The sequence below is a fragment of the Proteus sp. G3927 genome, assembly GCF_963894685.1.
GTDB classification, from domain to species: Bacteria; Pseudomonadota; Gammaproteobacteria; order Enterobacterales; family Enterobacteriaceae; genus Proteus; species Proteus mirabilis.
In genome coordinates, this window is sequence record NZ_CAWQGX010000029.1 from 36,556 (window position 1) to 61,629 (window position 25,074).

23 protein-coding genes are annotated in these 25,074 nt (G+C 39.3%); 17 read left to right on the top strand and 6 right to left on the bottom strand.

Annotated features, from left to right (window positions below; genetic code table 11):
- Positions 1–111: 111 nt before the first annotated feature.
- A complete protein-coding gene (gene fadE / locus AACV00_RS12925; RefSeq protein ID WP_004247387.1) occupies positions 112–2,559 on the bottom strand; it encodes an acyl-CoA dehydrogenase FadE in 2,448 nt (815 codons plus the stop codon).
- Between the two features lie 238 nt (positions 2,560–2,797).
- On the opposite strand from fadE, the gene lpcA reads away from it, so the two are divergent.
- Positions 2,798–3,376 carry a D-sedoheptulose 7-phosphate isomerase gene (lpcA, locus tag AACV00_RS12930; RefSeq protein ID WP_004244807.1) on the top strand — a complete coding sequence of 193 codons (579 nt, stop codon included), beginning with the start codon at positions 2,798–2,800 and terminating at the stop codon, positions 3,374–3,376.
- 58 nt (positions 3,377–3,434) lie between these two features.
- Positions 3,435–4,202 (top strand): class II glutamine amidotransferase, encoded by a 768-nt coding sequence (locus AACV00_RS12935; protein ID WP_004247388.1) that lies wholly within the window; start codon positions 3,435–3,437, stop codon positions 4,200–4,202.
- Here AACV00_RS12935 and AACV00_RS12940 read toward each other — a convergent pair.
- Positions 4,173–4,925: a L,D-transpeptidase family protein gene (locus AACV00_RS12940; protein ID WP_004247389.1), complete on the bottom strand. Its 753-nt coding sequence runs from the start codon at positions 4,923–4,925 to the stop codon at positions 4,173–4,175. The two genes, AACV00_RS12935 and AACV00_RS12940, sit on opposite strands and share 30 nt — an antisense overlap.
- A gap of 415 nt (positions 4,926–5,340) precedes the next feature.
- On the opposite strand from AACV00_RS12940, the gene AACV00_RS12945 reads away from it, so the two are divergent.
- The 8 genes from AACV00_RS12945 to nqrM all read left to right on the top strand — a co-directional run bounded on the left by AACV00_RS12945 (position 5,341) and on the right by nqrM (position 12,523).
- Entirely contained in the window at positions 5,341–6,681 is a 1,341-nt protein-coding gene (locus tag AACV00_RS12945) for a Na(+)-translocating NADH-quinone reductase subunit A (protein ID WP_004247390.1), read from the top strand.
- Between the two features lie 3 nt (positions 6,682–6,684).
- Positions 6,685–7,923, top strand: coding sequence for an NADH:ubiquinone reductase (Na(+)-transporting) subunit B (locus tag AACV00_RS12950; RefSeq protein WP_004244803.1), 1,239 nt, complete (start codon positions 6,685–6,687; stop codon positions 7,921–7,923).
- On the top strand, positions 7,916–8,701 hold the full coding sequence (locus AACV00_RS12955; RefSeq protein WP_004244802.1) for a Na(+)-translocating NADH-quinone reductase subunit C: 786 nt from the start codon (positions 7,916–7,918) through the stop codon (positions 8,699–8,701). Before AACV00_RS12950 ends, AACV00_RS12955 begins: the two co-directional genes overlap by 8 nt.
- Complete coding sequence (locus AACV00_RS12960; RefSeq protein WP_004244801.1) at positions 8,694–9,323, top strand: NADH:ubiquinone reductase (Na(+)-transporting) subunit D; 630 nt, start codon at positions 8,694–8,696, stop codon at positions 9,321–9,323. The genes AACV00_RS12955 and AACV00_RS12960 overlap by 8 nt, the downstream gene beginning before the upstream one ends.
- Before the next feature lie 5 nt (positions 9,324–9,328).
- Positions 9,329–9,925, top strand: a complete 597-nt coding sequence (nqrE, locus tag AACV00_RS12965) for an NADH:ubiquinone reductase (Na(+)-transporting) subunit E (protein WP_004244800.1) — start codon at positions 9,329–9,331, stop codon at positions 9,923–9,925.
- A 16-nt stretch (positions 9,926–9,941) separates the two neighbouring features.
- Positions 9,942–11,168 (top strand): NADH:ubiquinone reductase (Na(+)-transporting) subunit F, encoded by a 1,227-nt coding sequence (gene nqrF, locus AACV00_RS12970; RefSeq protein WP_004244799.1) that lies wholly within the window; start codon positions 9,942–9,944, stop codon positions 11,166–11,168.
- Positions 11,169–11,253: 85 nt separating this feature from the next.
- On the top strand, positions 11,254–12,276 hold the full coding sequence (locus AACV00_RS12975; protein WP_004244798.1) for an FAD:protein FMN transferase: 1,023 nt from the start codon (positions 11,254–11,256) through the stop codon (positions 12,274–12,276).
- 19 nt (positions 12,277–12,295) lie between these two features.
- Entirely contained in the window at positions 12,296–12,523 is a 228-nt protein-coding gene (nqrM, locus tag AACV00_RS12980) for a (Na+)-NQR maturation NqrM (RefSeq protein WP_004244797.1), read from the top strand.
- A 156-nt stretch (positions 12,524–12,679) separates the two neighbouring features.
- Here the strand turns inward: nqrM and AACV00_RS12985 are convergent, their stop codons facing one another.
- Both AACV00_RS12985 and AACV00_RS12990 read right to left on the bottom strand, forming a co-directional pair.
- Positions 12,680–12,892, bottom strand: coding sequence for a CsbD family protein (locus AACV00_RS12985; RefSeq protein WP_004244796.1), 213 nt, complete (start codon positions 12,890–12,892; stop codon positions 12,680–12,682).
- 93 nt (positions 12,893–12,985) lie between these two features.
- Positions 12,986–13,858, bottom strand: coding sequence for a glycerophosphodiester phosphodiesterase family protein (locus AACV00_RS12990; RefSeq protein ID WP_004244795.1), 873 nt, complete (start codon positions 13,856–13,858; stop codon positions 12,986–12,988).
- Between the two features lie 235 nt (positions 13,859–14,093).
- Between AACV00_RS12990 and dinB the strand changes: the two genes are divergently transcribed.
- On the top strand, positions 14,094–15,149 hold the full coding sequence (gene dinB, locus AACV00_RS12995) for a DNA polymerase IV (RefSeq protein WP_004244794.1): 1,056 nt from the start codon (positions 14,094–14,096) through the stop codon (positions 15,147–15,149).
- A gap of 76 nt (positions 15,150–15,225) precedes the next feature.
- On the opposite strand, the gene AACV00_RS13000 is transcribed toward dinB, so the two are convergent.
- Both AACV00_RS13000 and AACV00_RS13005 read right to left on the bottom strand, forming a co-directional pair.
- Positions 15,226–17,388 (bottom strand): TonB-dependent siderophore receptor, encoded by a 2,163-nt coding sequence (locus AACV00_RS13000; RefSeq protein WP_161680243.1) that lies wholly within the window; start codon positions 17,386–17,388, stop codon positions 15,226–15,228.
- Between the two features lie 249 nt (positions 17,389–17,637).
- On the bottom strand, positions 17,638–19,095 hold the full coding sequence (locus AACV00_RS13005; RefSeq protein WP_049199678.1) for an aminoacyl-histidine dipeptidase: 1,458 nt from the start codon (positions 19,093–19,095) through the stop codon (positions 17,638–17,640).
- Between the two features lie 352 nt (positions 19,096–19,447).
- Between AACV00_RS13005 and gpt the strand changes: the two genes are divergently transcribed.
- From gpt to aroL, 6 genes are all read left to right on the top strand, one after another.
- A complete protein-coding gene (gpt, locus tag AACV00_RS13010) occupies positions 19,448–19,909 on the top strand; it encodes a xanthine phosphoribosyltransferase (RefSeq protein WP_004244790.1) in 462 nt (153 codons plus the stop codon).
- A 232-nt stretch (positions 19,910–20,141) separates the two neighbouring features.
- On the top strand, positions 20,142–21,392 hold the full coding sequence (frsA, locus tag AACV00_RS13015) for an esterase FrsA (RefSeq protein ID WP_036905845.1): 1,251 nt from the start codon (positions 20,142–20,144) through the stop codon (positions 21,390–21,392).
- 71 nt (positions 21,393–21,463) lie between these two features.
- Positions 21,464–21,865 carry a sigma factor-binding protein Crl gene (gene crl, locus AACV00_RS13020; RefSeq protein ID WP_012367569.1) on the top strand — a complete coding sequence of 134 codons (402 nt, stop codon included), beginning with the start codon at positions 21,464–21,466 and terminating at the stop codon, positions 21,863–21,865.
- A gap of 112 nt (positions 21,866–21,977) precedes the next feature.
- Positions 21,978–23,081 (top strand): glutamate 5-kinase, encoded by a 1,104-nt coding sequence (gene proB, locus AACV00_RS13025; RefSeq protein ID WP_004247396.1) that lies wholly within the window; start codon positions 21,978–21,980, stop codon positions 23,079–23,081.
- Positions 23,082–23,092: 11 nt separating this feature from the next.
- Positions 23,093–24,346, top strand: coding sequence for a glutamate-5-semialdehyde dehydrogenase (proA, locus tag AACV00_RS13030; protein WP_004244786.1), 1,254 nt, complete (start codon positions 23,093–23,095; stop codon positions 24,344–24,346).
- 144 nt (positions 24,347–24,490) lie between these two features.
- The gene (gene aroL, locus AACV00_RS13035) at positions 24,491–25,003 is read left to right on the top strand and encodes a shikimate kinase AroL (protein WP_004244785.1); all 513 of its coding nucleotides are present in this window, start codon (positions 24,491–24,493) and stop codon (positions 25,001–25,003) included.
- The last annotated feature ends 71 nt before the right edge of the window (positions 25,004–25,074 follow it).

The window sequence follows — 25,074 nt, forward strand, 5'->3', positions numbered from 1 at the left end:
GATCATCTCCCAATAAAAAACACCTCATTATTAAATTAAAATAATGAGGTGTTGTATCCGTGTTTCAGTCGTTAAATGGCAGACTATTTATTGACGATCATAACGGCATAATTAGGCTGCTTTATCTGTTTTTATTGTGTCAGTTGACGACTTTTTTGCCGGCACCGCCAAGGCATCAAAGTCAAATTCATCCACATTAATACTACGTAAACGGCTTTGCTCCGCTTTGCGTAAGATATCTGCTTCTTCGGGAGTCACTCGTTTATCAGCTAAAGCCTTATCCGCTAATTTATCTAATTGAGTGAAGCTAAATTTCTTTTCATAGAGTCGACAGATACGTTCAAACAGTGGCTCTGCAGCTAAAATATCGAGCAGAGCTTCTTCCATTAAACCATGAGGATTGTGCTCACTGGGTGTGAGGAATTGCCCTTTACCAATACGATCACGGGTTTCAGAAGGTTGTTGGATAATTTGAGCCACTTTACTATCTAACTTATCTGAAGGCAGTTTCTGCACTTTACCTAGAGGGAAAATAATGGCGCGCAGGGCTCCTGCAATAAAACGATTTGGGAAATTGCGTAATAGCTCATCAATGGCATTTTCTGCTTGGTATAAACACTCTTTAATACTCCAGTGTACCAGTGGTAAATCAGCGGTATTACGACCTTCATCCTCATAACGTTTTAGCACCGCAGAGGCGAGGAAAATATGACTTAAAATATCGCCAAGCCTTGCAGAAATACGTTCACGACGTTTTAAACTACCACCTAAAACCCCCATGGCAACATCAGAAAGTAACGCCATGTTGGCACTGAGCCGGTTAATTTGTTGGTAATAACGACGAGTTTCATCTTTTGTTGGCGCGGTACTTAAGCGACCATTAGTGATACCTAACCAAAGGCTACGTAATGTATTACTGGCAACATGGCCTAAGTGACCAAATAAGGCATGATCAAAGTCGTGTAAGTTGTTATCTCTAGCCGCTGCAATTTCATCTAAAACATAAGGGTGGCAACGAATAGCCCCTTGTCCATAAATGATCATGCTACGAGTGAGAATATTAGCGCCTTCCACCGTAATGGCGATGGGGGAGCCTTGATAAGAGCGAGCCACAAAGTTGGAAGGGCCAAGACAAATCCCTTTCCCACCAACAATATCCATTGCATCAATAATCCCGCGTTGCGCTCTATGGGTACAATGATATTTTACGATTGCAGAAAGTACGGCAGGCTTTTCTCCTAACATAATACCTGTGGTAATTAAGGTTGAAGCTGCGTCCAAGAGATAAGCATTACCAGCAAGGCGCGCTAATGGCTCTTCAATTCCTTCCATCTTCCCGATAGGAAGCTTAAATTGACGACGAATTCGAGAGTAAGCACCTGTTGCCATTGCTGCACTTTTTAAGCCTCCAGTGGAGTTAGATGGCAGTGTGATACCACGACCGACTGAAAGACATTCCACCAGCATTCTCCAACCTTGGCCTGCCATTTTTGGACCACCGATAATAAAATCGATAGGAACGAAAACATCTTTACCACGAGTGGGACCATTCATAAAAGGAACATTGAGTGGGAAATGGCGATGACCAATTTCTACCCCTTTTACGTCGGTTGGAATTAAAGCACAAGTAATACCGGGGTTTTCATCATCACTCAGTAGATGGTCTGGATCGCGAAGTTTAAAAGCGAGTCCTAATACTGTGGCTATAGGTGCTAAAGTAATATAGCGTTTATTCCATGTGAGACGAATACCAAGGACTTGCTCACCTTGCCACTCCCCCATACAAACCACACCACTATCGGGGATAGCGCCAGCATCAGAGCCTGCTTCAGGGCTGGTTAATGCAAAGCATGGAATTTCATCACCTTTGGCTAAACCAGGTAAGTAACGTTTTTTCTGCTCATCAGTACCATAATGTTGCAATAACTCACCTGGACCTAATGAATTAGGTACACCTACAGTGATGGCGAGAATACCAGAAACACCCGCGAGCTTTTGCAGTACACGAGATTGTGCATAGGCAGAAAACTCTAATCCGCCATACTCTTTTTTGATAATCATCGCAAAGAAGCGATGGTCTTTTAAATATTGCCAAATCTCAGGAGGTAAATCAGCTAGCTCATGTGTGATTTGGAAATCATTGGTCATGCGACAAACTTCTTCAACTGGACCATCCAGAAAAGCTTGTTCTTCAGCGGTAAGCTGTGGTTTAGGATAATTGTGAAGTTGTTTCCAATCTGGTGCTCCACGGAATAATTCACCTTCCCACCATGTTGTTCCCGCATCAATGGCCTCTTGCTCTGTCTTAGACATAGATGGCATCACTTTTTGGAAAGCCTTTAGTGCAGGGGCTGAGATATATGCTTTGCGAATAGAAGGAAGAGTGAATGGTAATAATATCAATGCAACGGGCAGTAATAGCCAGTAGCTCCAGATATTGGCTAAACCCATCACGAAAGTATAAGCAATAAGTAAGATACTGCTTACTACAAGGCTGTATTTTCGGTAACTAAGTATACCGATGAGAACTAAGAAAAGCACAATACTGAGTAGGGTCATAATAAAACTCCTGTATTTGCAAGACATCAGAGGTCAGACCTGTTGTGTGTTATTTAGATCTAATGCAGTCACCAAGTTTTAGCAATATTTTTACATTCTAATTACAATGTAGCTCACAAATTATTCGTAAATGAGAGAAGTTAGCATTTGTAGGTAAAGAGGTGCTTCTTTCGTATCATTGGATCCGTTACACTGAGAAATAGATATTTTTTGATCCCTTTTCTGGAGTAAAAATCCTATGTACCAAGATCTTATTCGTGGCGAATTAACTGAAGCGGCAGATACACTCTCTCGTTTTTTACAAGATGATGCGAATATTGAAGCCATTCAAAAAGCAGCTGTATTATTAGCAGACTCATTTAAAGCAGGCGGCAAAGTTTTATCCTGTGGTAATGGGGGGTCACACTGTGATGCCATGCATTTTGCAGAAGAATTAACGGGGCGCTATCGTGAAAATAGACCCGGTTATCCTGCTATCGCAATTTCTGATGTGAGCCATATTTCTTGTGTGAGTAACGACTTTGGTTATGAATATGTTTTTTCACGTTATGTGGAAGCGGTAGGTAAAGAGGGTGACGTATTACTGGGGATCTCAACTTCCGGTAATTCAGGCAATATTATTAAAGCCATTAGTGCCGCTCGTGAAAAAGGTATGAAAGTTATTACTCTAACAGGTAAAGATGGCGGAAAAATGGCGGGGAGCGCAGATATTGAAATTCGTGTCCCTCATTTTGGTTATGCCGACCGTATTCAAGAAATCCATATCAAAGTTATTCATATTCTGATCCAGCTGATTGAAAAAGAAATGGAAAAATAACGATATAGTAATATTGCCTTATATGAATAATTAAAGCGTGAGTAAGTAGGAGCGGGCGATGTGTGAATTGTTGGGCATGAGTGCAAATGTACCCACTGATATCAATTTTAGTTTAAGTGGCCTCATTCCTCGTGGTGGTAAAACTGGCCCTCATAAAGACGGCTGGGGTATCACCTTTTATGAAGGATTAGGATGTCGTACATTTAAAGATCCACAAGCTAGTGCCGTTTCACCCGTCGCTCGTTTTGTACAAGAATACCCCATTAAATCACATGCTGTCATTGCGCATATTCGCCAAGCTAATCGAGGTAATGTCAGTTTAGAAAATACGCATCCTTTTACCCGTGAACTGTGGGGTAAAAATTGGACTTATGCTCATAATGGACAACTTAAAGGTTATCAATCACTGGATACAGGGCGTTTTAGAGCGGTAGGACAGACTGATAGTGAAAAAGCCTTTTGCTGGATATTAAATCAGCTTGAAAAGCGTTACCAGAGAACACCATCTAATTGGCCGGCGGTCTTTCGTTTCATTGGTATTTTAGCTGATCAATTGCGACAAAAAGGTGTGTTTAATATGTTGTTATCCGATGGCCGGTTTGTTATGGCATATTGTTCAACTAATTTACACTGGATAACCCGTAAAGCTCCTTTTGGTAAGGCCAAATTGCTGGATCAAGATATTGAAATTGATTTTCAGCAACACACTAAAGCGGATGATATTGTGTCGGTAATATCGACATTACCCTTAACAGGTAATGAATCTTGGCAAAAAATCCCTGTTGGTGAGTTTGTTTTATTTGATCGTGGGTTGCGAATTTTGTAACCATTTACTATCGATACTTTTAGCTAAATTTAATGTGGAAATAGCCTCACGATTATTCACCAAATAGCGACCGTTTTTTACACTAATTGCTGGGATCTTTTTGTATTCTTCCACATATTGGTAAGCTGGTGCTAACTGTTGCCAAAAATCCATATTGGCAGAGTATTGGAATTTTTTCATATTTTCGTCCGTCATTTTAAAAGGGAAAATATGAATATTAATGCTCTGTTGGCCATTTTTCAGCGCAAGTTCGGCATATTGGTAGATTTCATCCATCACAGTATCGGTCATTGCATAGCAACCCACTGATTTACAAGCACCGTGGATCATCAAGAAATCACCGGTATAACCTTGCTCTTGATCGTATTGATTAGGAAATCCTAGGTTAATTGCTCGATAAAACCGACTATTTGGGTTAAGCTGAGTTTGATTAACTTGATAAAAGCCTTCGGGACTTTTTAAATCACCTTGATATTTCTTCGGACCTAATCCTCCCGAATAGCTACAAATGGGATAAGTACGTATTTTCTCTAATTGTCCATCCTGTTTTTCTATATACAGTTCTAGTAAGTTTTCTTCTTTAAATATTTGAATATAGATGGGCTCTCCTGTACTTTTTTTAACAGGTTTGATAAGAAATTTTGAACTATTTTCGGCATTAACAAATAATGAGGTTAATATTATTGTTAAAAATATGATTAATTGTTTTGCGTGACTGGTCATGGTTTTATCAAAAAAAAGGCTTAAAATTTGTTGATAAACTAGATTGTAGATTGCAATGAAGCAATCAATTTGTAAATTTAAATCTACTATGGTTTCTTTTCTATTACAAAATATTCTGTATAAAACTTAATCGTTGGTCGAGAAATGTGATATTTTAATTCGGTTTATGCGAATTGTTAACGTTTCAGTCAAAATAATATTCCCATTTGCTTGAGCTAAATCACTCGAATAGTCAGACAGGCTGAAACTGAGATGATAAAATTCAGATCGGCAGAATAAGAGAAAATAGTAACAATTATCGGAGATAAATAACTTAGGGTATCAAACTACCTTAAGGTGTTTTTATTACAGAGTCGCTACATTTTCGGGGTGAATTTGTAGCTTAGGGTTTAACTGATAAACTTGTGCAAATCTTATGATTAAAATTAAAAAAGGACTCGACCTCCCAATTGCAGGAGCGCCTGCCCAAGTGATAGAAGACGGACCCGCGATTCGACACGTAGCTTTGCTAGGTGAAGAATATGTCGGAATGCGTCCTTCTATGATGGTTTCGGAAGGTGAGCATGTTAAAAAAGGGCAGGTTCTTTTTGAAGATAAAAAGAACCCCGGTGTAATATTCACAAGCCCTGCGTGTGGTAAAGTTGTTGCCATTAACCGCGGTGAGCGCCGTGTACTTCAATCCGTTGTTATTGAAGTTGACGGCGATGAAGAAGTCACTTTCGACAGTTATGATAGCTCATCACTTTCAGAATTGACCCGTGAACAGGTAGAAACAAACCTAGTAAATTCAGGTTTATGGACAGCGTTAAGAACACGTCCATACAGTCGTTCCCCTAAATTAGGAACCACGCCGGTGGCAATTTTTGTCACTGCGATGGATACTAATCCATTAGCGGCAGATCCTACTGTGATCATTGAACAAAACGAGCAGGCTTTTAACGATGGTCTGATTGTTTTAAGTAAATTAACAGAGGGTAAGGTGCATGTTTGTCATGGTGAAAAAGCACCGGCAAAACTCAATGATGGACAAATTAGCTATAACCAATTTGTTGGCCCTCATCCTGCGGGATTAGTGGGTACTCATATCCATTTCTTAGAGCCAGTCAGCGCGAAAAAAATGGTATGGCATCTTAACTACCAAGATGTTATTGCGATAGGGTATCTCTTTACTACAGGCTCTTTATATACCGAGCGTGTTGTTGCATTAGCGGGACCTCAAGTTAAAGCCCCTCGATTATTACGTACCTGTTTAGGTGCTGATCTTTATGAATTAACGAAAGATCAATTAGTCGATGGTGATAATCGTATTATTTCTGGCTCTATTTTATGGGGTTGGAAATCGGACGAAGCGCATCACTATTTAGGCCGTTTTCATAACCAAGTCTCTGTATTACGCGAAGGTCGTGAAAAAGAGTTATTTGGTTGGGGTTATCCAGGTACTAATAAATTCTCCATTACACGTACCACAATTGGTCACTTCTTAAAGAACAAACGTTTTGCATTTACAACCACAATGAATGGTGGTGAACGTTCAATGGTGCCAATTGGTAACTATGAGCGTGTTATGCCATTAGACATTATGGCAACACATTTGTTACGTGATTTGATTGTCGGTGATACTGACAGTGCTCAAGCATTAGGTTGTTTGGAATTGGACGAAGAAGATTTGGGATTATGTACTTATGTTTGTCCAAGCAAATATGAGTATGGCCCAGCACTGCGCCAAGTATTGACCAAAATTGAGCAGGAAGGGTAACTCATGGGGTTGAAAAATTTATTTGAAAAAGTAGAGCACCATTTTGAGCCCGGTGGTAAATACGCCAAGTGGTATGTACTCTATGAAGCGGTCACAACGGTTTTTTATACGCCGGGTACGGTGACACGTAATGGTTCGCATGTACGCGATACCATCGATCTAAAACGTATGATGATCCTTGTTTGGTTATCTGTTTTCCCAGCGATGTTCTGGGGAATGTATAACGTTGGTCAACAAGCGATCCCTGCTCTTAATCAGTTGTATAGTGGTGCTGAGTTACAGCAAGTGATTGCTTCTGATTGGCACTATGCACTTGCACAGTATTTAGGTGCATCATTGACACCAGATGCTGGGTGGGGAAGTAAAATGCTCCTTGGGGCAACTTACTTTTTACCTATCTATCTTGTTGTATTTGCGGTAGGTGGTTTCTGGGAAGTGTTATTTTCCCTTATTCGCGGACATGAAATTAACGAAGGTTTCTTTGTTACTTCTATTCTGTTTGCGTTAATTGTGCCACCCACATTACCATTATGGCAGGCTGCTTTAGGTATCACCTTTGGTGTCGTAATTGCAAAAGAGATTTTTGGTGGAACAGGACGTAACTTCTTAAACCCCGCATTAGCAGGGCGTGCTTTCCTCTTTTTTGCTTATCCGGCACAAATTTCAGGTGATCTTGTTTGGACTGCCGCTGATGGTTTCTCTGGTGCAACCCCTCTCTCTCAATGGTCTGTTTCTGGTCAAAGTGCATTGTTAAATAATGTCACTCAGCAGCCTATTTCTTGGATGGATGCATTCCTTGGAAATATCCCTGGTTCTATTGGTGAAGTCTCAACACTGATGATCCTAATTGGCGGCGCAATCATTTTATTTGCTCGTATCGCATCATGGCGCATTGTTGCCGGTGTGATGGTGGGTATGATTGCAATGTCATATCTGTTTAACTTGATTGGTTCTGACTCTAATCCATTATTCTCAATGCCTTGGCACTGGCACCTCGTATTAGGTGGCTTTGCATTTGGTATGATGTTTATGGCAACCGATCCGGTATCAGCTTCATTCACTGATAAAGGCAAATGGGCTTACGGTATTTTAATTGGCGTAATGGCTGTGCTAATCCGTGTCGTCAATCCGGCTTACCCAGAAGGAATGATGCTAGCAATCTTATTCGCCAACTTATTTGCACCGCTGTTTGACTATGTGGTTGTTCAGGCGAATATTAAGCGGAGAAAAGCTCGTGGCTAAAGAAAAAAACAAAGATAGCGTCGGAAGAACGTTCCTCGTTGTATTTATTCTATGTCTTGTTTGTTCCGTGGTAGTGGCTGGCTCTGCTGTTGGACTTAAATCTAAGCAAGAAGAGCAAAAGCTACTGGATAAACAACGTAATATTCTAGATGTTGCTGGTTTATTGGTGCCTAAAATGAGCGCCAGTGAAGTACTCAAAGTTTACGATACACGCATTAAAGCTAAGATTGTAAACTTCAAAACTGGCGAATTGACAGACAGTAAAGGCGACTTTGATTTAAATAGTGAACTACGTAGCGATGAAACTTCTATCGCACTATCACCTGAAGAAGATATTGCAAAAATTCGTCGTCGCGCCAATACCGCAGAAGTTTACTTTGTTCTTGATGATCAAGGTAAAACCCAAGAAGTGGTACTGCCCGTCTATGGTTCAGGCCTATGGTCGGTCATGTATGCCTTTGTTGCGGTAGATATTGATGGTGTAACAGCGAAGGGGATTACCTATTATTCTCATGGTGAAACGCCGGGGCTAGGTGGAGAAGTTGATAATCCGCAATGGAAGGCTCAGTGGAAAGGTAAACGCTTACTGAATGAAGAAGGTGTGCCTGCTATTAAAATCGTACGTGGCGGGGCATCAGATAGTCCTTATGGTATTGATGGCCTTTCAGGTGCAACCTTAACCTCTAACGGCGTTCAACATATGTTCGATTTTTGGTTAGGTGATAAAGGTTTCGGCCCATTCCTGAAAAAAGTTCGTGAAGGAGAGATCAATGGCTGATACAAAAGAGATCAAACGCGTTTTACTCGGGCCGTTGTTAGATAATAACCCGATTGCCTTACAGGTATTAGGGGTCTGTTCTGCATTAGCAGTAACAACCAAGCTTGAGACGGCATTAGTAATGACCATTGCGGTAACATTAGTGACGGCATTCTCAAACTTCTTTATTTCACTGATCCGCAACTATATCCCCAGCAGTGTACGTATTATTGTGCAAATGGCGATCATTGCTTCATTAGTAATCGTGGTAGACCAAGTTTTACAAGCGTACGCTTATGAAATATCTAAACAGCTTTCTGTTTTCGTTGGTCTTATCATTACTAACTGTATCGTGATGGGACGCGCTGAAGCCTATGCGATGAAGTCACCACCTATCGAAAGCTTTATGGATGGTATCGGTAATGGCCTAGGATATGGGGTTATCTTGATCCTTGTTGGATTTTTACGTGAGCTATTTGGTTCAGGTAAATTATTTGGCATTACGGTGATGGAATCTATCCAAAACGGCGGTTGGTATCAACCTAATGGCTTATTCCTATTAGCGCCAAGTGCTTTCTTTATTATTGGCTTGCTAATTTGGGGATTACGTACATTAAAACCTGCACAGGTTGAAGAGGACTAATTGCCATGGAACATTATATAAGCTTATTTGTTCGTGCTGTTTTTATTGAAAATATGGCACTGGCGTTCTTCTTAGGGATGTGTACTTTCCTTGCGGTATCTAAAAATGTAAAAACAGCATTTGGATTAGGTATTGCGGTAACCGTTGTTCTGGGTCTTTCTGTACCTTTGAATAACTTGGTTTACAACTATGTACTACGCGCAAATGCATTAATGGAAGGTGTTGATTTAAGTTTCTTAAACTTTATCACTTTCATTGGTGTGATTGCGGCTCTGGTACAGATCCTCGAGATGATTTTAGATCGCTACTTCCCTTCGCTATATAACGCATTGGGGATCTTCTTGCCACTGATCACTGTTAACTGCGCTATTTTTGGTGGTGTGTCCTTTATGGCACAACGTGACTATAACTTTAGTGAATCTATTGTATATGGTTTCGGCTCTGGAATTGGCTGGATGTTAGCTATCGTATTACTGGCTTCTATTCGCGAAAAAATGAAATACGCGGATGTACCGTCAGGTATGAAGGGATTAGGAGTTACTTTTGTCACCACAGGGTTGATGGCATTAGGTTTCATGTCCTTCTCTGGTGTTCAGCTATAAAGGGTGAGAAGAACTCATGGATATAATTATTCTAGGTGTTGCGATGTTTACCCTGATTGTATTGGTGCTAACTGCATTGATTTTGTTTGCAAAATCAAAGTTAGTCAATACAGGGGATATTGAAGTTGAGGTGAATGGAGATCCTGAAAAAAGTTTCCATGCGCCAGCCGGTGATAAATTACTCAACGTATTATCAAACGAAGGTATTTTTATCTCATCTGCATGTGGTGGTGGTGGCTCTTGTGGTCAATGCCGCGTAAAAGTACTTGAAGGTGGTGGAGATATTCTTCCTACTGAGCTTTCTCATATTAATAAGCGTGAAGCTAAAGAAGGTTGCCGTTTAGCTTGTCAGGTTAATGTTAAAAATAATCTGAAATTAGAGCTACCCGAAGAGATCTTCGGGATTAAAAAATGGGAATGTGAAGTTATCTCAAATGATAACAAAGCCACGTTTATTAAAGAGTTGGTATTAAAAATTCCTGAAGGTGAAGTGGTACCTTTCCGTGCTGGGGGCTTTATTCAGATTGAATGTCCTCCTCACACAGTGCGCTATGAAGATTTTGATGTTCCTGAAGAGTATCGTGAAGATTGGGATAAATTTAATTTATTCCGCTATGTTTCTGAAGTTAAAGAGACCACAGTGCGTGCATACTCCATGGCGAACTACCCTGAAGAGCATGGCATTATCATGTTAAACGTGCGTATTGCGACACCGCCACCACGTAATCCTGATGTGCCACCGGGAATTATGTCATCTTATATTTGGTCATTAAAACCGGGTGATAAAGTGACAATTTCAGGGCCATTTGGTGAATTCTTCGCGAAAGAAACTGATGCGGAAATGATCTTCATTGGTGGTGGTGCTGGTATGGCACCGATGCGTTCACATATTTTTGATCAGTTAAAACGCTTACATTCTAAACGTAAAATTAGCTTCTGGTATGGTGCTCGTTCTGTGCGTGAAATGTTCTATACAGAAGATTTTGATATGCTGGCTAAAGAGAATGAAAACTTTACTTGGCATGTTGCGCTGTCAGATGCATTACCGGAAGATAATTGGACGGGTTACACCGGCTTTATTCACAATGTGCTCTATGAAAACTACCTTAAAGATCATCCAGCACCAGAAGATTGTGAATTCTATATGTGTGGACCACCAGTGATGAATGCTGCGGTGATCAAAATGCTTAAAGATTTAGGCGTAGAAGATGAAAATATTATGCTGGATGACTTTGGTGGTTGATTTTTCACATAAAGTAGATAAAGCATAACAGTATGAAATGACAAGCGCCCACTAATGTGGGCGCTCATGATCAGAAGAGAGATATATGTTAAAAAGAAAGATGATGCATGGGATCTTGATGCTATGTGCACTGGTTTTCTTATCAGCCTGTGGTGAAAAACAGCAGGTGTTAGAAGGCGAAACGATGGGAACTTACTATTCAATTAAATATGTTCCTAGTAGTGATTCACCTTCACAAAGCGTCTTACAAACAGAAATCGATCGTATTCTTGAAGAAGTGAACGATCAAATGTCAACGTATCGTCCTCAATCTGAATTAAGTCGTTTCAATCAAAGTCGTGAAATTAATACGCCATTCCCAGTTTCACCCGCTACTGCTAAAGTCGTTAGTGAAGCGATTCGTATTAATAAAATTACGGATGGGGCTTTAGATGTTACTGTTGGGCCTTTAGTCAATTTATGGGGATTTGGCCCTGAAGGACGTTTTACTCATCAACCTTCAGCCGATGAACTAGCTAAACGTAAAAAATGGACGGGAATTGATTACCTTGCAGTGGAAGGTAATACATTAATTAAAAAAATACCTGAGCTTTATGTTGATCTCTCTTCTATTGCTAAAGGTTACGGTGTTGATGCTGTTGCCGAATATTTGATTTCTCAAAATATTACCAATTATATGGTTGATATTGGTGGTGAGGTGAGAACACAAGGTGTTAATGGTAATGATAAACCTTGGCGCATTGCGATTGAAAAACCTGCTAATGATGGCACCACACAGAGCGTACAATTAATTATTGAACCGGGTGATAATTCGATTGCGACATCGGGGGATTATCGTAACTATTTTGAAGAAGATGGCGTCCGTTTTTCTCATACGATTGATCCTACAACAGGTCGCCCAATCAAACATAACCTTGCTTCTATTACCGTAATTGTACCTACTTGTATGAGTGCTGATGGTTTATCAACAGGGTTAAATGTTCTGGGGCCTGAAAAGGGCTTAGAGGTAGCAAATAAATTAAATATTCCTGTTTTTATGATAGTTAAAACTGAAAATGGGTTTGAAGAGCGTTATAGTAAGGCATTCGCCCCATTCTTGAAAAAGTAGAATTTAAGGAGAGAAGGTTATGTTAAAAATATTTCTTTTTGCCTTCATCTTGTTCTTACTGGCATTCTTTGGAATGGCTTTAGGATATATTGTTAAACGTAAAAGTATTCAGGGCAGTTGTGGTGGTTTAGGCTCTATTGGTATTGAGAAAGAGTGTGATTGTCCTGAACCTTGTGATGCTCGTAAAAAAAGAATGGCGAAAGAAGCTGCTCGCCAAGAGCTATTGCAGAAAAACCGCATCTTATAATTTGGTTATCGATGCCTTTTTTTGCTAACGATGGATTTATCAAGTAATAGCTAAAATAAAAGAGTGACGTATATTTTATACGCCACTCTTTTTTGTTTAGAAAAATCGCTTTCAGATAAGGATATTAAGCTTTTTAATAGCGTGATTAAGTCGCTGCTACTTCCAAGGATAAGGGTTACTGCCTTCCCACTCTAATACTTCTTTTTTTGCCTCATCATAAGAATAACCATAATGCTCTTGGAGTTTCCCTATCAGTTGCTCTCTGGTTCCTTCAATAATATCCAGTTCATCATGGGTGAGTTTTCCCCATTTTTCTTTCACTTTTCCTTTAAATAAATTCCAGTCACCAGAAGCTTTATTATTTAACATCTTATTCCACCTAACTTATTTCTGTTTATTGACACTATTAAGTGTAGAAGAGAAATGTATTAAGGTAAAAAAGCGCCAATGTCGCAACGATGTTTACTCTTTTCTGAATGCTTTTATTTTAGCTGGAGAATCAACCATAACTGCATCAGCACCTAATTCTACTGCTTGCAAATAATCTTTCTCAGTATTGATACCGAATAAAACGATATGCGCATTACCCCCCGCACGAAAACAAGACATCGCATCTTTGTCCCAACTTAATACAGCCGCTGAACGAGCTTCACCTAAGGTATATTTTTCAACCACCTCAACTTTTCTGTGCAGTTCAAGGCCATACCAACGTGTGATATCAAGATTTTCTGGCAGTAAACAGATATGTCCCATAGTAATATTGGCTAAGATATCGCGGGTAACATCACGACTTTCAAAGCGTTGTACGTTATCAGGTAACGCATCTAAAAAAGCACTATTGGTAGAATAAACACGCGTTCTCTCTAACGCATTATGTTTGCTTAATACCGAAGCTAATGCTTTGCCTTGTATAACGGGATCGGCATCAGGTGATTTTAAGTCAATATAGAATTGTGTTTTAGGAAATTGAGTCAGAATATACTCCAATGTCGGGATAGTAACTCCTTTATTGCGATATGGAAATTGTTGTGCTTCCCCATATTTATATCCTGCATCCCATTGCGCCAATTCTTTGGCAGTAAAGGTTGAAATTGCCCCTTGCCCATTAGTGAGGCTTTTTAGATCACTTGGACGATAAAGAACAGGGACATTATCTTTAGACAGTTGAACGGTTATCCAAATTGCATCAGCTTGATTGCTTAGTGCTGTTTTGATAGCAATTTCGGTATTTTCAGGTGCATCCGCTGTGCCACCTCTGTGTGCAATAATTTTAGGAGAAGCCATAACAAATACTGAGTAAAAGAGGAATGAAATTGCAATAAATATTTTGATCATATAACTCTATTTCCTTGTTTTATATTTGATTTTCAAATAATTACGATAAAAATAAAAAGAGCAGAATAAGTTAAAAGTAATCTATCATTACTGTGTGACATTTCTATAAACAAACGTACTTAATTAAAATAATAATCACTAATATCACTTAAAATAGGTATAGATCAGGGAATAAAAATTGTAGTTAATGGTTATTTACTGTATATTTAAACAGTAAATAGCGTGAGGTGATTGTATGCGGAAAATTATTCATGTCGATATGGATTGTTTCTATGCTGCGATTGAAATGAGAGATAACCCTACATTAAAAGAGATCCCTATTGCAGTCGGTGGTAATGCTTCTCGTCGAGGTGTTATCTGCACTGCTAATTATCCTGCTCGCCGTTTTGGTGTCCGTAGTGCCATGTCAACGGCTACGGCATTAAAATTATGCCCTCATTTAAAAGTATTGCCCGGTCGCATGGCATTATATAAAGAGACTTCAGCTAAAATTCGTCAAATATTTGCCCGTTATACAGATTTAATAGAGCCGCTTTCATTAGATGAAGCTTATCTTGATGTCTCTGATAGCAAACACTGTCACGGCTCTGCCACATTGATAGCGCAACAGATCCGCCAGCAAATTTTTGCTGAACTTAACCTCACGGCTTCCGCCGGTATTGCGCCGATTAAGTTTCTCGCCAAAATAGCATCTGATTTAAATAAACCGAATGGACAATATGTGATCACCCCTGAACAGATGGATGACTTTATTTTAAAATTACCATTAAATAAAATTCCGGGAGTAGGAAAAGTCACCTTTGCTCGATTACAAGAGATGGGATTAGAAACCTGTGCTGATGTTCGTGGTACGGATGTTATTTCCTTAGTGAGAAATCTAGGTAAATTTGGGCAAAGCTTATGGGAGCGTAGCCATGGTATTGATGAGCGATTAATCAATCCTGAACGTTTAAGAAAATCTGTTGGTGTTGAGCGCACACTGGCTGAAGATATTGATTCATGGGATGAGTGTTTAGCATTGCTTGATGGATTATATGATGAATTAGAAAAACGATTAAGCCGAGTGAAACCTGATCTTAGAATTGCGAGACAAGGGGTTAAATTAAAATTTGATGATTTCCAGTTAACCACCCAAGAGCATTCTCATCCTATTTTAGAAAAAACGGATTTAATTGATATTGCTTATCAGGCATGGCATGAACGTCGAAATGGCAGGGGAGTAAGATTAGTCGGTTTTCATGTCACGTTGCAAGATCCACAAATGGAACGACAACTTCTTTTAGCATTATAAGTATTAAAAAACCATAGCGAGCATCTAGGCGCACTATGGTTAATGTATTTAAATATACTTTTTAATTAATAGATGATCACCAGCGGTAATTTATCGTTGCTGTCATGGTTCTGCCAATGCCATAAAAACAGGCAGTTTCACCCGCACAAGAGGCAACATAGTGTTTGTTGGCAATATTATTCATATTTAGTTGAACTTCAGCCCCTTTTAAAGAAGAGGATAACTCGCCTAAAGAATAACCTACCATGGCATCATACAAAGTGACTGCAGGTACACTAATCGTATTTTTAGTGTCACCTTGAGATACACCGATATATCTCACACCAAAGCCCGCTTTAGCACCATTAAATAGCCCTGATGTTTCATCATACTGCCCCCAAAATGATGCCATATGTTTAGGAACCCGTGGTAATTCTTTTCCTTGTGTACCTGCGGTGATGGTTTTTCTCACTTCAGTATCGGTATAAGCATAGCTACTAATAAATGATATATTTTCAGTTAATTGGCTATTAATTTGCGCTTCAATACCACGGCTTCTAATTTCACCTACTGGCTCAAAATAGGCTTTTTCGGCGTTATAGTTAGTCACATTACGTTGTTGTAATTGGTAAATGGAGAGTGTTGCTAATGTCTGTTCATTTGGGGTGAGGTATTTTATTCCTGCTTCTAATTGACGTCCTTCACTTGGCTCAAATGGTGCACTACCCGGAGCTCTTCGTGTCTGTAAATTAGGTTCAAAAGAGGTGCTATAACTAATATAAGGTGAAATACCATTATCAAAGGCATAGAGTAGACCCACTCGACCGGTTAGCTTCTGGTCGTCTTGTTGGTCTTTGCTGTTTTTGATGTGATCATAGGTACGAACTTGCGCCCAATCTTGGCGTAATCCCCCTAATAAGATCCAGTTTTTCCATTGGATCTGATCTTGCAAATAGATCCCTAACTGGTCGTGTTTTTGTAATTGATTTGTCACCGCTTTTTGTAAACTGATATCAATAGGATAATGATAATTAGGATTTCGCCAATCCAGATCATATTCTGGGCCCATCGCTTGCAATAAATTGTCTTTATTTTTACTCCATTGATAATCAATACCTATAATTACTGTATGCGCTAATTTTTCAGTATCAAAATCAGCTTGTAGTCGAGTATCAATACCAAATGTATCTGTTTCTCGTTTTTCCTGTTGAGCTCGGCGTTCCAGAATATAAGGGTTATCTTTTCTTAATGAACCAAAAACAAGATATTTATATTTTTGTTTGATATGGCTATAACGGGCATTTTGGATCAATTTTAATCTATCATTAAATTCATGTTCAAATTCATAACCAACGCCATATTGTTGACGCCATGATTGGTGATAATCAGCATTATTTACATTGAAATCAAATGGAATGGTGCCTTCGGGTGTTTTTTTGACCGTACCATAAGCTGGCAAAAAATTACGGTATCCCGCTTCGGGCTCTTGTTGAATAAAACTTAATAACGTTAAACGTGTCTGCTCATTTGGCAAAAAAGTGATGGCAGGGGCAAGGGCAAGTCGTTCTTCTTTATAGTCTTTAATTTGAGTATGTTGTGTTTTTGCTAATCCATTAAGGCGATAGAGAATACGATTATCATCACTTAATGAGCCTGCAAAATCAAAAGCTGTCTCTGCTAATTTATCATTTCCTACACGTGCTTGAATATGATTAATGGTTGTTGAAGTGGGTCTTTTGCTGGTCATTGCCACAAGACCACCTGGATTTAATTGGCCATATAGAACAGAAGACGGGCCACGGATCAGCTCAACTCTCTCTAATAGCCAAGGGTCAATGGCTCCTGTAGAAGATGAGGCTCCCATACCATAACTAAGTCCATCAAGAAAACGGGGGGCATAGCTATATCCACGAATAAATATTTCATCATTTCGGTTTGAACTGCCGCGATATTCAGTGAAAACGCCAGGTGTATACCGCAATGCTTGAGAGACAGAACTGACATCTTGCGCATCCATCTGGTCACGTGTAATGACACTGATTGATTGTGGTGTCTTATCTATATCACTAAGTATTTTATTTGTTGATAGTGTTTTTGTTGCCACTAAACCTGAAATTGGTCCTTGCGGATCTTGTGAGGGGGATGCGGTAACAATGATTTTATCAGGTGAATTTTGTGTCATTGCGGCATGAATTTGTAACGATAACAGACTGAAGGGGAGAGCAAGTAATAGGTTGGTAGCAATAAATTTTTTAGACACTGTTGATCCCTTTAAATTTTTAATTTTTCTTTACCTAAAATGCGGTAATGGTGAAAATACCATTATGTAAATATTAATACTAATGATAATTATTATTATTCTATAAATTATTTTTATTAGTATTAATTTTTTATTACAAAATAGTATAAGAATTGGCTTTTATAAGGTGGGTTGGGAATAAGTTATAGGGAGATAAAATAACAAAAAACCCGCTTATTAAGCGGGTTTGATAACTGTTTTTAAGTAAAATTATTTAGCTGGGATCGCTTTTAAAATGGCAGTCAGTAATTGCCAGTATTGGCCTACACTCTTAATGTGTACTCGCTCGTCCGGTGAATGTGCACCGCGAATGGTTGGCCCAATAGAGACCATATCCATATCTGGATAAGGTTTTTTAAATAGACCGCACTCAAGACCTGCATGGATCACCATAATATTTGGCACTTTATCAAATAGTTGTTGATAAGTGTCACGTACTAAGTGCATAACCGGTGAATCCGCATTAGGTTTCCAGCCAGGATAACCACCTTTGGTTTCGATATCTGCTTGAGCAAGTTTGGCTAATGCTGTCAGCATGCTAACAACATAAGTTTTACCGCTATCAATCAGAGAGCGAATTAAACATAGGATTTCTACTTTATCGTCAACAATACTCACTACACCGACGTTTAATGAGGTTTCAACCACACCTTCCACATCATCACTCATGCGGATAACACCATTTGGCATGGCATTAAGTAAATTGATAGTGCGAGATTGACAATCAGCAGTAAATACTGGTTTTTCGGTGCTAGTATCTGTTAATTCGATAGCTAGATTTTTTTCAGCAATGGCTAATTCACTTTTTAATAGCGCTTCAAATTCTGTGGTAATGCTATTTAATTGAGTCGCTTTATCCGCAGGAATAGCAAAAATAATATGCGCTTCACGAGGGATAGCATTACGCAGTGTACCACCATGGAAATCAATTAATTTTAGTGCTAATTCATCCGCATGTTCAGCAAGGAAACGCGCTAATAATTTGTTTGCATTACCTAAACCTAAATGAATATCACCACCAGAGTGGCCGCCATTTAGGCCTTTTAGTACCAGTTTTTTGACGAGATGGTTTGCAGGAATAGTTTCATAAGTGAGGTCTACCGTGGTTTTAACATCAATACCACCGGCACAACCCATATAGATTTCGCCTTCTTCTTCTGAGTCTGTATTAATCAGAATATCCGCTTGTAACCAGCCAGGCTGTAGTCCAAAAGCACCATCCATTCCAGTTTCTTCTGTCATGGTTAACAATACTTCTAAGGGGCCATGTTTAACAGTATCGTCAGCTAATACAGCGAGTGCAGAAGCCATACCAACACCATTATCTGCACCTAATGTGGTGCCTTTCGCTTTTACCCATTCACCATCAATATAAGGTTGGATAGGATCTTTGGTAAAGTCGTGTTCGGTATCGTTATTTTTTTGTGGCACCATATCTAAGTGCGCTTGTAAAACGACTGTTTTACGATCTTCCATACCTTTGGTGGCAGGTTTACGGATTAAAATATTTCCTACCGCATCGCGCTCAACAGATAAACCTTTTTCTGTCGCCCAAGCCATAATGTGGGACGCTAAGGCTTCTTCATGATATGAAGGGTGTGGAATTGAACAAATTTTTGCAAAAATATCCCATAATGGTTGTGGGGATAGAGTAGATAGTTCAGACACGATGGATCTCCTCTAACAGCATCTGTGTTATGAATAGCCTACCGCTTTCTTAAGGGTTAGCTTTATTATTCTGAGCGTTATTCGCCAAATATAATTGAGAATATCACTTTCTTTTGATGAATGCGTCATTCTCTTACGTATCTATCTAATAATTTGGATTTCTGTGTTGGTGTTCGCTTTTTTATTGCGTATTTTTTAGACAAAAAAATACATATCAGGAAAAATGAGGATTATCTCGACCATTTTTATGTTTTCTCTGGTTTTTGAACGCTCAAATCACTATAATCTCGCGCAACCTTTTTTTCCGCAAAAAAGCTTCTCTCGAATTTCAAGTAGCTAGGATCACAATATTATGAGCGAAAAATATGTTGTAACGTGGGATATGTTGCAAATACATGCCCGTCAATTGGCACAACGTTTGTTACCAGTCGAACAATGGACAGGCATTATTGCCGTCAGTCGTGGTGGATTAGTTCCTGCCGCATTACTTGCTCGTGAATTGGGTATCCGCCATGTGGATACTGTCTGTATTTCTAGCTATGATCATGACCATCAACGTGACCTCAAAATCTTAAAAAAAGCAGAAGGTGATGGTGAAGGTTTTATCGTTGTTGACGATTTAGTTGATACAGGTGGCACCGCAAAAGTTATCCGTGAAATGTATCCGAAAGCACATTTTGTCACTATCTTTGCTAAGCCAGAAGGGCGTCCGTTAGTTGATGATTTTGTGGTTGATATTCCACAAAATACCTGGATTGAACAACCTTGGGATATGGGCGTTATGTTTGTTCCCCCTGTTTGTGATAAAAAATAATTTATCTTAATCAATTAATTCAAATATATTGATAAAATCCTCGTTTATTGAATTGACCCCAGTTCCTATGCGAGGATTTTTTATATCGGCTTTATTTTTGATGACCTGACGCTTTTCCTATCTCTTCGTGCTGATGTTGATCTGCTATTCCACTGTAGAAGTGAAATCCATGTTATGATGTGAGCAGAATTTTGAGCCTCATTATACGATACACACTGATTTGAAGAGTGATATGGCAAATAATACAAATCTTTCTGAAACGTTATTTAAACCTCGTGCTAAACATGCGGAAACCTCAACGTTAATACAGTACACACACCCTAAATCTAATATTGATTCGTACTCTGTACTTAATGGGATGAGCCAGCAAAATTGGTATCGCACAATTCAACGTCTACAGTGGATCTGGCGAGGTATTTCCCCCATAGAGATCGAAGAAGTATTAAGTCGCATTGCTATTTTTGATGCGCCACGCAGTGATGATAAATTTATTGATACAGTCGTTGGCTATCGACGTGGCAACTGGTCATTTGAATGGTCTCATCAAGCAATGATTTGGCAACAAAAAGCGTTACGAGAGATCTCAGAGGAAGCAGCCGCTGATTGTTGGTTACGGGCGGCAAACCTTTATAGTATTGCTGCTTATCCATTTATTAATGGCGATTTTCTTGCTGATCAAGCGGTAGTATTGGCGATGAAAGCTTTTGAAAATGCCATGAAATTCTCTTCATTTGAAGTAAAAAAACTGACATTTAAATTAACAGGTAAAGGAACTACCAGTGGATTTTTACATCTACCTAAAGAGTGTAAAGGGCCTTATCCAACAGTCATTTTTTGTGGTGGGTTAGATAGTCTACAAAGTGATTATGTTAACTTTTTTAGGCGCTACTTATCACCAAAAGGTATCGCGATGTTAACCGTAGATATGCCATCTATCGGTTATTCTGTTAAGCAGAAACTCAGCGAAAATACCTGTCAATTGCATGGTGATATTTTACAGCAGTTGGGAGATATTCCATGGATTGATCACACTCGAGTGGGCGTAATGGGATTTCGGTTTGGTGCCAATATTGCGGTGCGTTTAGCCTATCTTTATCCAAAATTGATTAAAGGTGTTGTGGCATTAGGGCCATTAATTCATGCCTTTTTTACTCAAGCGGAATTACAGAAGAAAATCCCCATTATGTATCTCGATGTACTGGCGAGCCGCTTAGGATTATTAAATATAGATGAAAACAATCTCAGACTATCGTTAAGTAGTTATTCACTGAAAAACCAAGGGTTGATTGGTCGTCGTATGCCAGTGCCGATGATGAGTGTTTATTGGAAAGGGGATGAAATTAGTCCTAAAGAAGATTCGCAGCTCATTGCTCGCTCTTCTATGGATGGCGATATAGTAGAAATAAAAGAAAAACCACTTTATAAAGGGCTTGAACAGGCATTAACCAAAAGCGCAGATTGGATCTATGCTAAATTAATATAAATAATTTCAAACAATAACTTGCTAATTATAATAGATTATATAACAGTAGAGGTGATAAGGAGACTGAATTTATGACTTCATCTTTGCACCCTACCCGAGGTAAGTTATTAAAACGTTTTGCTCAAATAGGACCTTATATCCGTGAGCAACAATGCCAAGAAAGCCAGTTTTTTTTTGATTGTTTAGCTGTTTGTGTAAATAAGAAAGTCACACCAGAAAAACGAGAGTTTTGGGGCTGGTGGATGGAACTTGAACGTAATGGTGAACAGTTAATTTATTATTACCAAGTTGGCCTATTCGATAAAAATGGCGATTGGGTTAATCAAGTAATAAGTAAAAAAGATGTGATTGAATCAATACATGAAACACTTATTCGTTTTCATGATTTTCTACAAGCGGCGGTAAGTGAATTAGAGATGACGCTAGTTCCAGATGAAAAAATGAGCAATTTTCCTCTTCCCCTTAAGCCCTAATTTTGTGTTAGGGCAACTTTTCATAGATTTTGCGTTATGTCAGTTGGCATAACGCTTCTCTCCTGATAAAACAGTGTATGATCTTTTAAATCAACAAAAAATGGTAAATGTTATGAGTAGCAGCCAAACGCTGGTTGTTAAATTAGGGACAAGTGTACTGACTGGTGGTTCACGACGTCTGGATCAGTCTCATATTGTAGAGCTGGTTCGCCAATGTGCAAAACAACACGAAAAAGGGCACCGGATAATTATTGTCACGTCGGGAGCAATAGCGGCAGGGCGTGAATATTTAAACTACCCCGATTTGCCCGCAACAATAGCATCTAAACAACTATTAGCCGCTGTGGGGCAAAGTGCTTTAATTCAGGTATGGAAACAGCTATTTGCTATTTATGGTATTCATATTGGGCAAATGTTATTAACTCGCGCGGATATAGAAGATAGAGAACGTTTTTTGAATGCGCGTGATACACTGCATGCATTATTAGATAACAAGATTATTCCTGTTATCAATGAAAACGATGCCGTTGCTACTGCAGAAATAAAAGTAGGGGATAACGACAATCTTTCGGCATTAGCTGCCATTTTAGGTGGCGCTGATAAACTCCTGTTACTTACTGATATCGAAGGTCTATATACGGCCGATCCTCGTAGCAATCCGGATGCGAAGCTTATTCCAGAAGTTTTTGATATCAACGATGAATTACGTCAAATGGCCGGTGATAGTGTCTCTGGTTTAGGTACTGGAGGTATGGCAACTAAGTTACAAGCGGCCACTGTTGCAGGGCGTGCTGGTATTGACGTTGTTATTGCCGCCGGTGTTAAGCCTGATGTTATCAGTAAAGTTATTGATAATGAACCTGTCGGAACACTCTTTCATGGTTTAAAAAGCCCCCTTGAAACGCGTAAACGATGGATTTTTGGTGCTCCAGTCGCAGGGGTTATCATTGTTGATAATGGGGCTGAAAAGGCGATTAAAGAGCAGGGTAGTTCTCTTTTACCTAAAGGTATTAAAGAAATTAAAGGTGACTTTTCTCGAGGGTGTGTTATTCGCATTCAAAGTTTGCAAGGAAAAGATCTTGCTCATGGTGTCGCGCATTATAATAGTGATGCGCTACGCTTAATTGCGGGGCACCATTCGCAAGAGATTAGTCAAATTTTAGGCTATGAGTATGGTAGTGTTGCGGTTCACCGTGATGATATGATTGTGAGCTAGGGAGTATAAATATGTTAGAACAAATGGGAAAAGCGGCGCGAGAAGCTTCTTGGCACTTAGCTCAGCTATCAACCGAACAAAAAAATCAGGCACTGTTAGTCATCGCTGATTTATTAGAACAGCAAGAAGCCATTATTCTTGCTGCTAATGAAAAAGATATGGTGGCGGCACGAGAGTCTAATATTAATGCTGCAATGCTTGATCGTTTATTACTCACATCAGAACGTTTAAAAGCGATCGCTGATGATGTTCGCCAAGTTTGTCATCTAGAAGATCCTGTAGGTCAAGTGATAGATGGTCGTTTATTAGACAGTGGCTTACGTTTAGAACGCCGCCGAGTCCCTTTAGGGGTTGTTGGCGTTATTTACGAAGCTCGTCCAAATGTGACTATAGATGTAGCATCTTTATGCTTAAAAACAGGGAATGCGGCTATTCTCCGTGGCGGAAAAGAGACTCACCATACTAACCAAGCCGTTGTCGCGGTGATCCAGCAAGCACTAGAAACATGCGCTATTCCTGCGGCTGCTATTCAAGCTATCGATAAGCCAGATCGTGAATTAGTCGCAAAAATGCTAAAAATGGATGAGTATATTGATATGCTTATTCCTCGAGGTGGTGCAGGATTACATAAGTTATGTCGTGAACAATCCACTATTCCTGTGATCACGGGGGGGATTGGTGTTTGTCACACCTTTGTTGACGAAAGTGCTGATTTAGACCAAGCATTAAATGTTATTATTAATGCTAAAGTACAGCGTCCAAGCGCATGTAATTCGTTAGAAACGCTATTGGTACATGAAGCTATTGCGGAGAGTTTCTTACCTCAATTAAGTGATGCGATGGCAGCACAAAAGGTCACTTTGCATGCCAGTCAACGCGCTATAACTGCATTGAAAAAGGGACGTGCGACGGTCGTCGATGTGACTGAAGCAGATTATTGTGATGAATGGTTATCACTGGATCTGAATGTTGAAGTCGTTAATGATTTAACAGCGGCAATTGCTCATATTCGCCAATATGGTACCGCGCACTCAGATGCTATTTTAACGCAATCTATCAGTCATGCTGATCGCTTTGTACGCCAAGTTGATTCTGCTGCGGTATATGTGAATGCTAGCACACGTTTTACAGATGGTGGACAGTTTGGCTTAGGTGCTGAAGTAGCGGTGAGTACACAAAAGCTACATGCACGAGGCCCTATGGGATTAGATGCTCTAACCACCTATAAATGGATTGGTTACGGCGACAATACATTACGTCGCTAATAATCCCTTAAATAGCTAAGCCATACTTTCATAAAGTGTGGCTTTATTTTTTTGTATTGTGAGGTATGATACTTAATACTTTACACATTGTAAATTTTAGATTACACCCATTTAGCAGGTTAACACAGCGGAGAGAGTGCATTTATGGAAAGTACGATTTACCTTATAGGACCTAGAGGTGCAGGAAAAACAACAGTAGGTAAAGCGCTTTCTCTATCTTTAGATTATCAATTTATTGATACAGATAATTGGATAACAGATAAATATCAACAAACTATTTCTTCTATGGTTGAAGCGGAAGGTTGGGATGTCTTTCGCCAACTTGAATCAGATGCGCTTATTCAAGTTAGCCAACCTAACCAAGTTATTTCAACGGGGGGAGGGATAGTGTTGGCAGAAAAAAATCGTGTTTATATGAAAAATTCAGGTGTAATTGTTTATTTACAAGCTTCACTTGAAACTTTAGTTGAGCGTTTATCTCAAGATCCTAATGAGGCACAAAGACCTAGCTTGACGGGAAAAACATTAGTTTCAGAAATACACGATGTTTTAATTAAGCGTGAGCCTTTATATATGCAATGCGCAGATATTATTGTTGATGCTGGATTATCTATTAATGATATTATTGAGGTCATTCTCGCAAAACTCGCTAAATAATTAGGAAGTTGTCCTATATAAAGACGAAAACAAAAGACAACTATTTTATTTTCATCATATCCTATTTATAG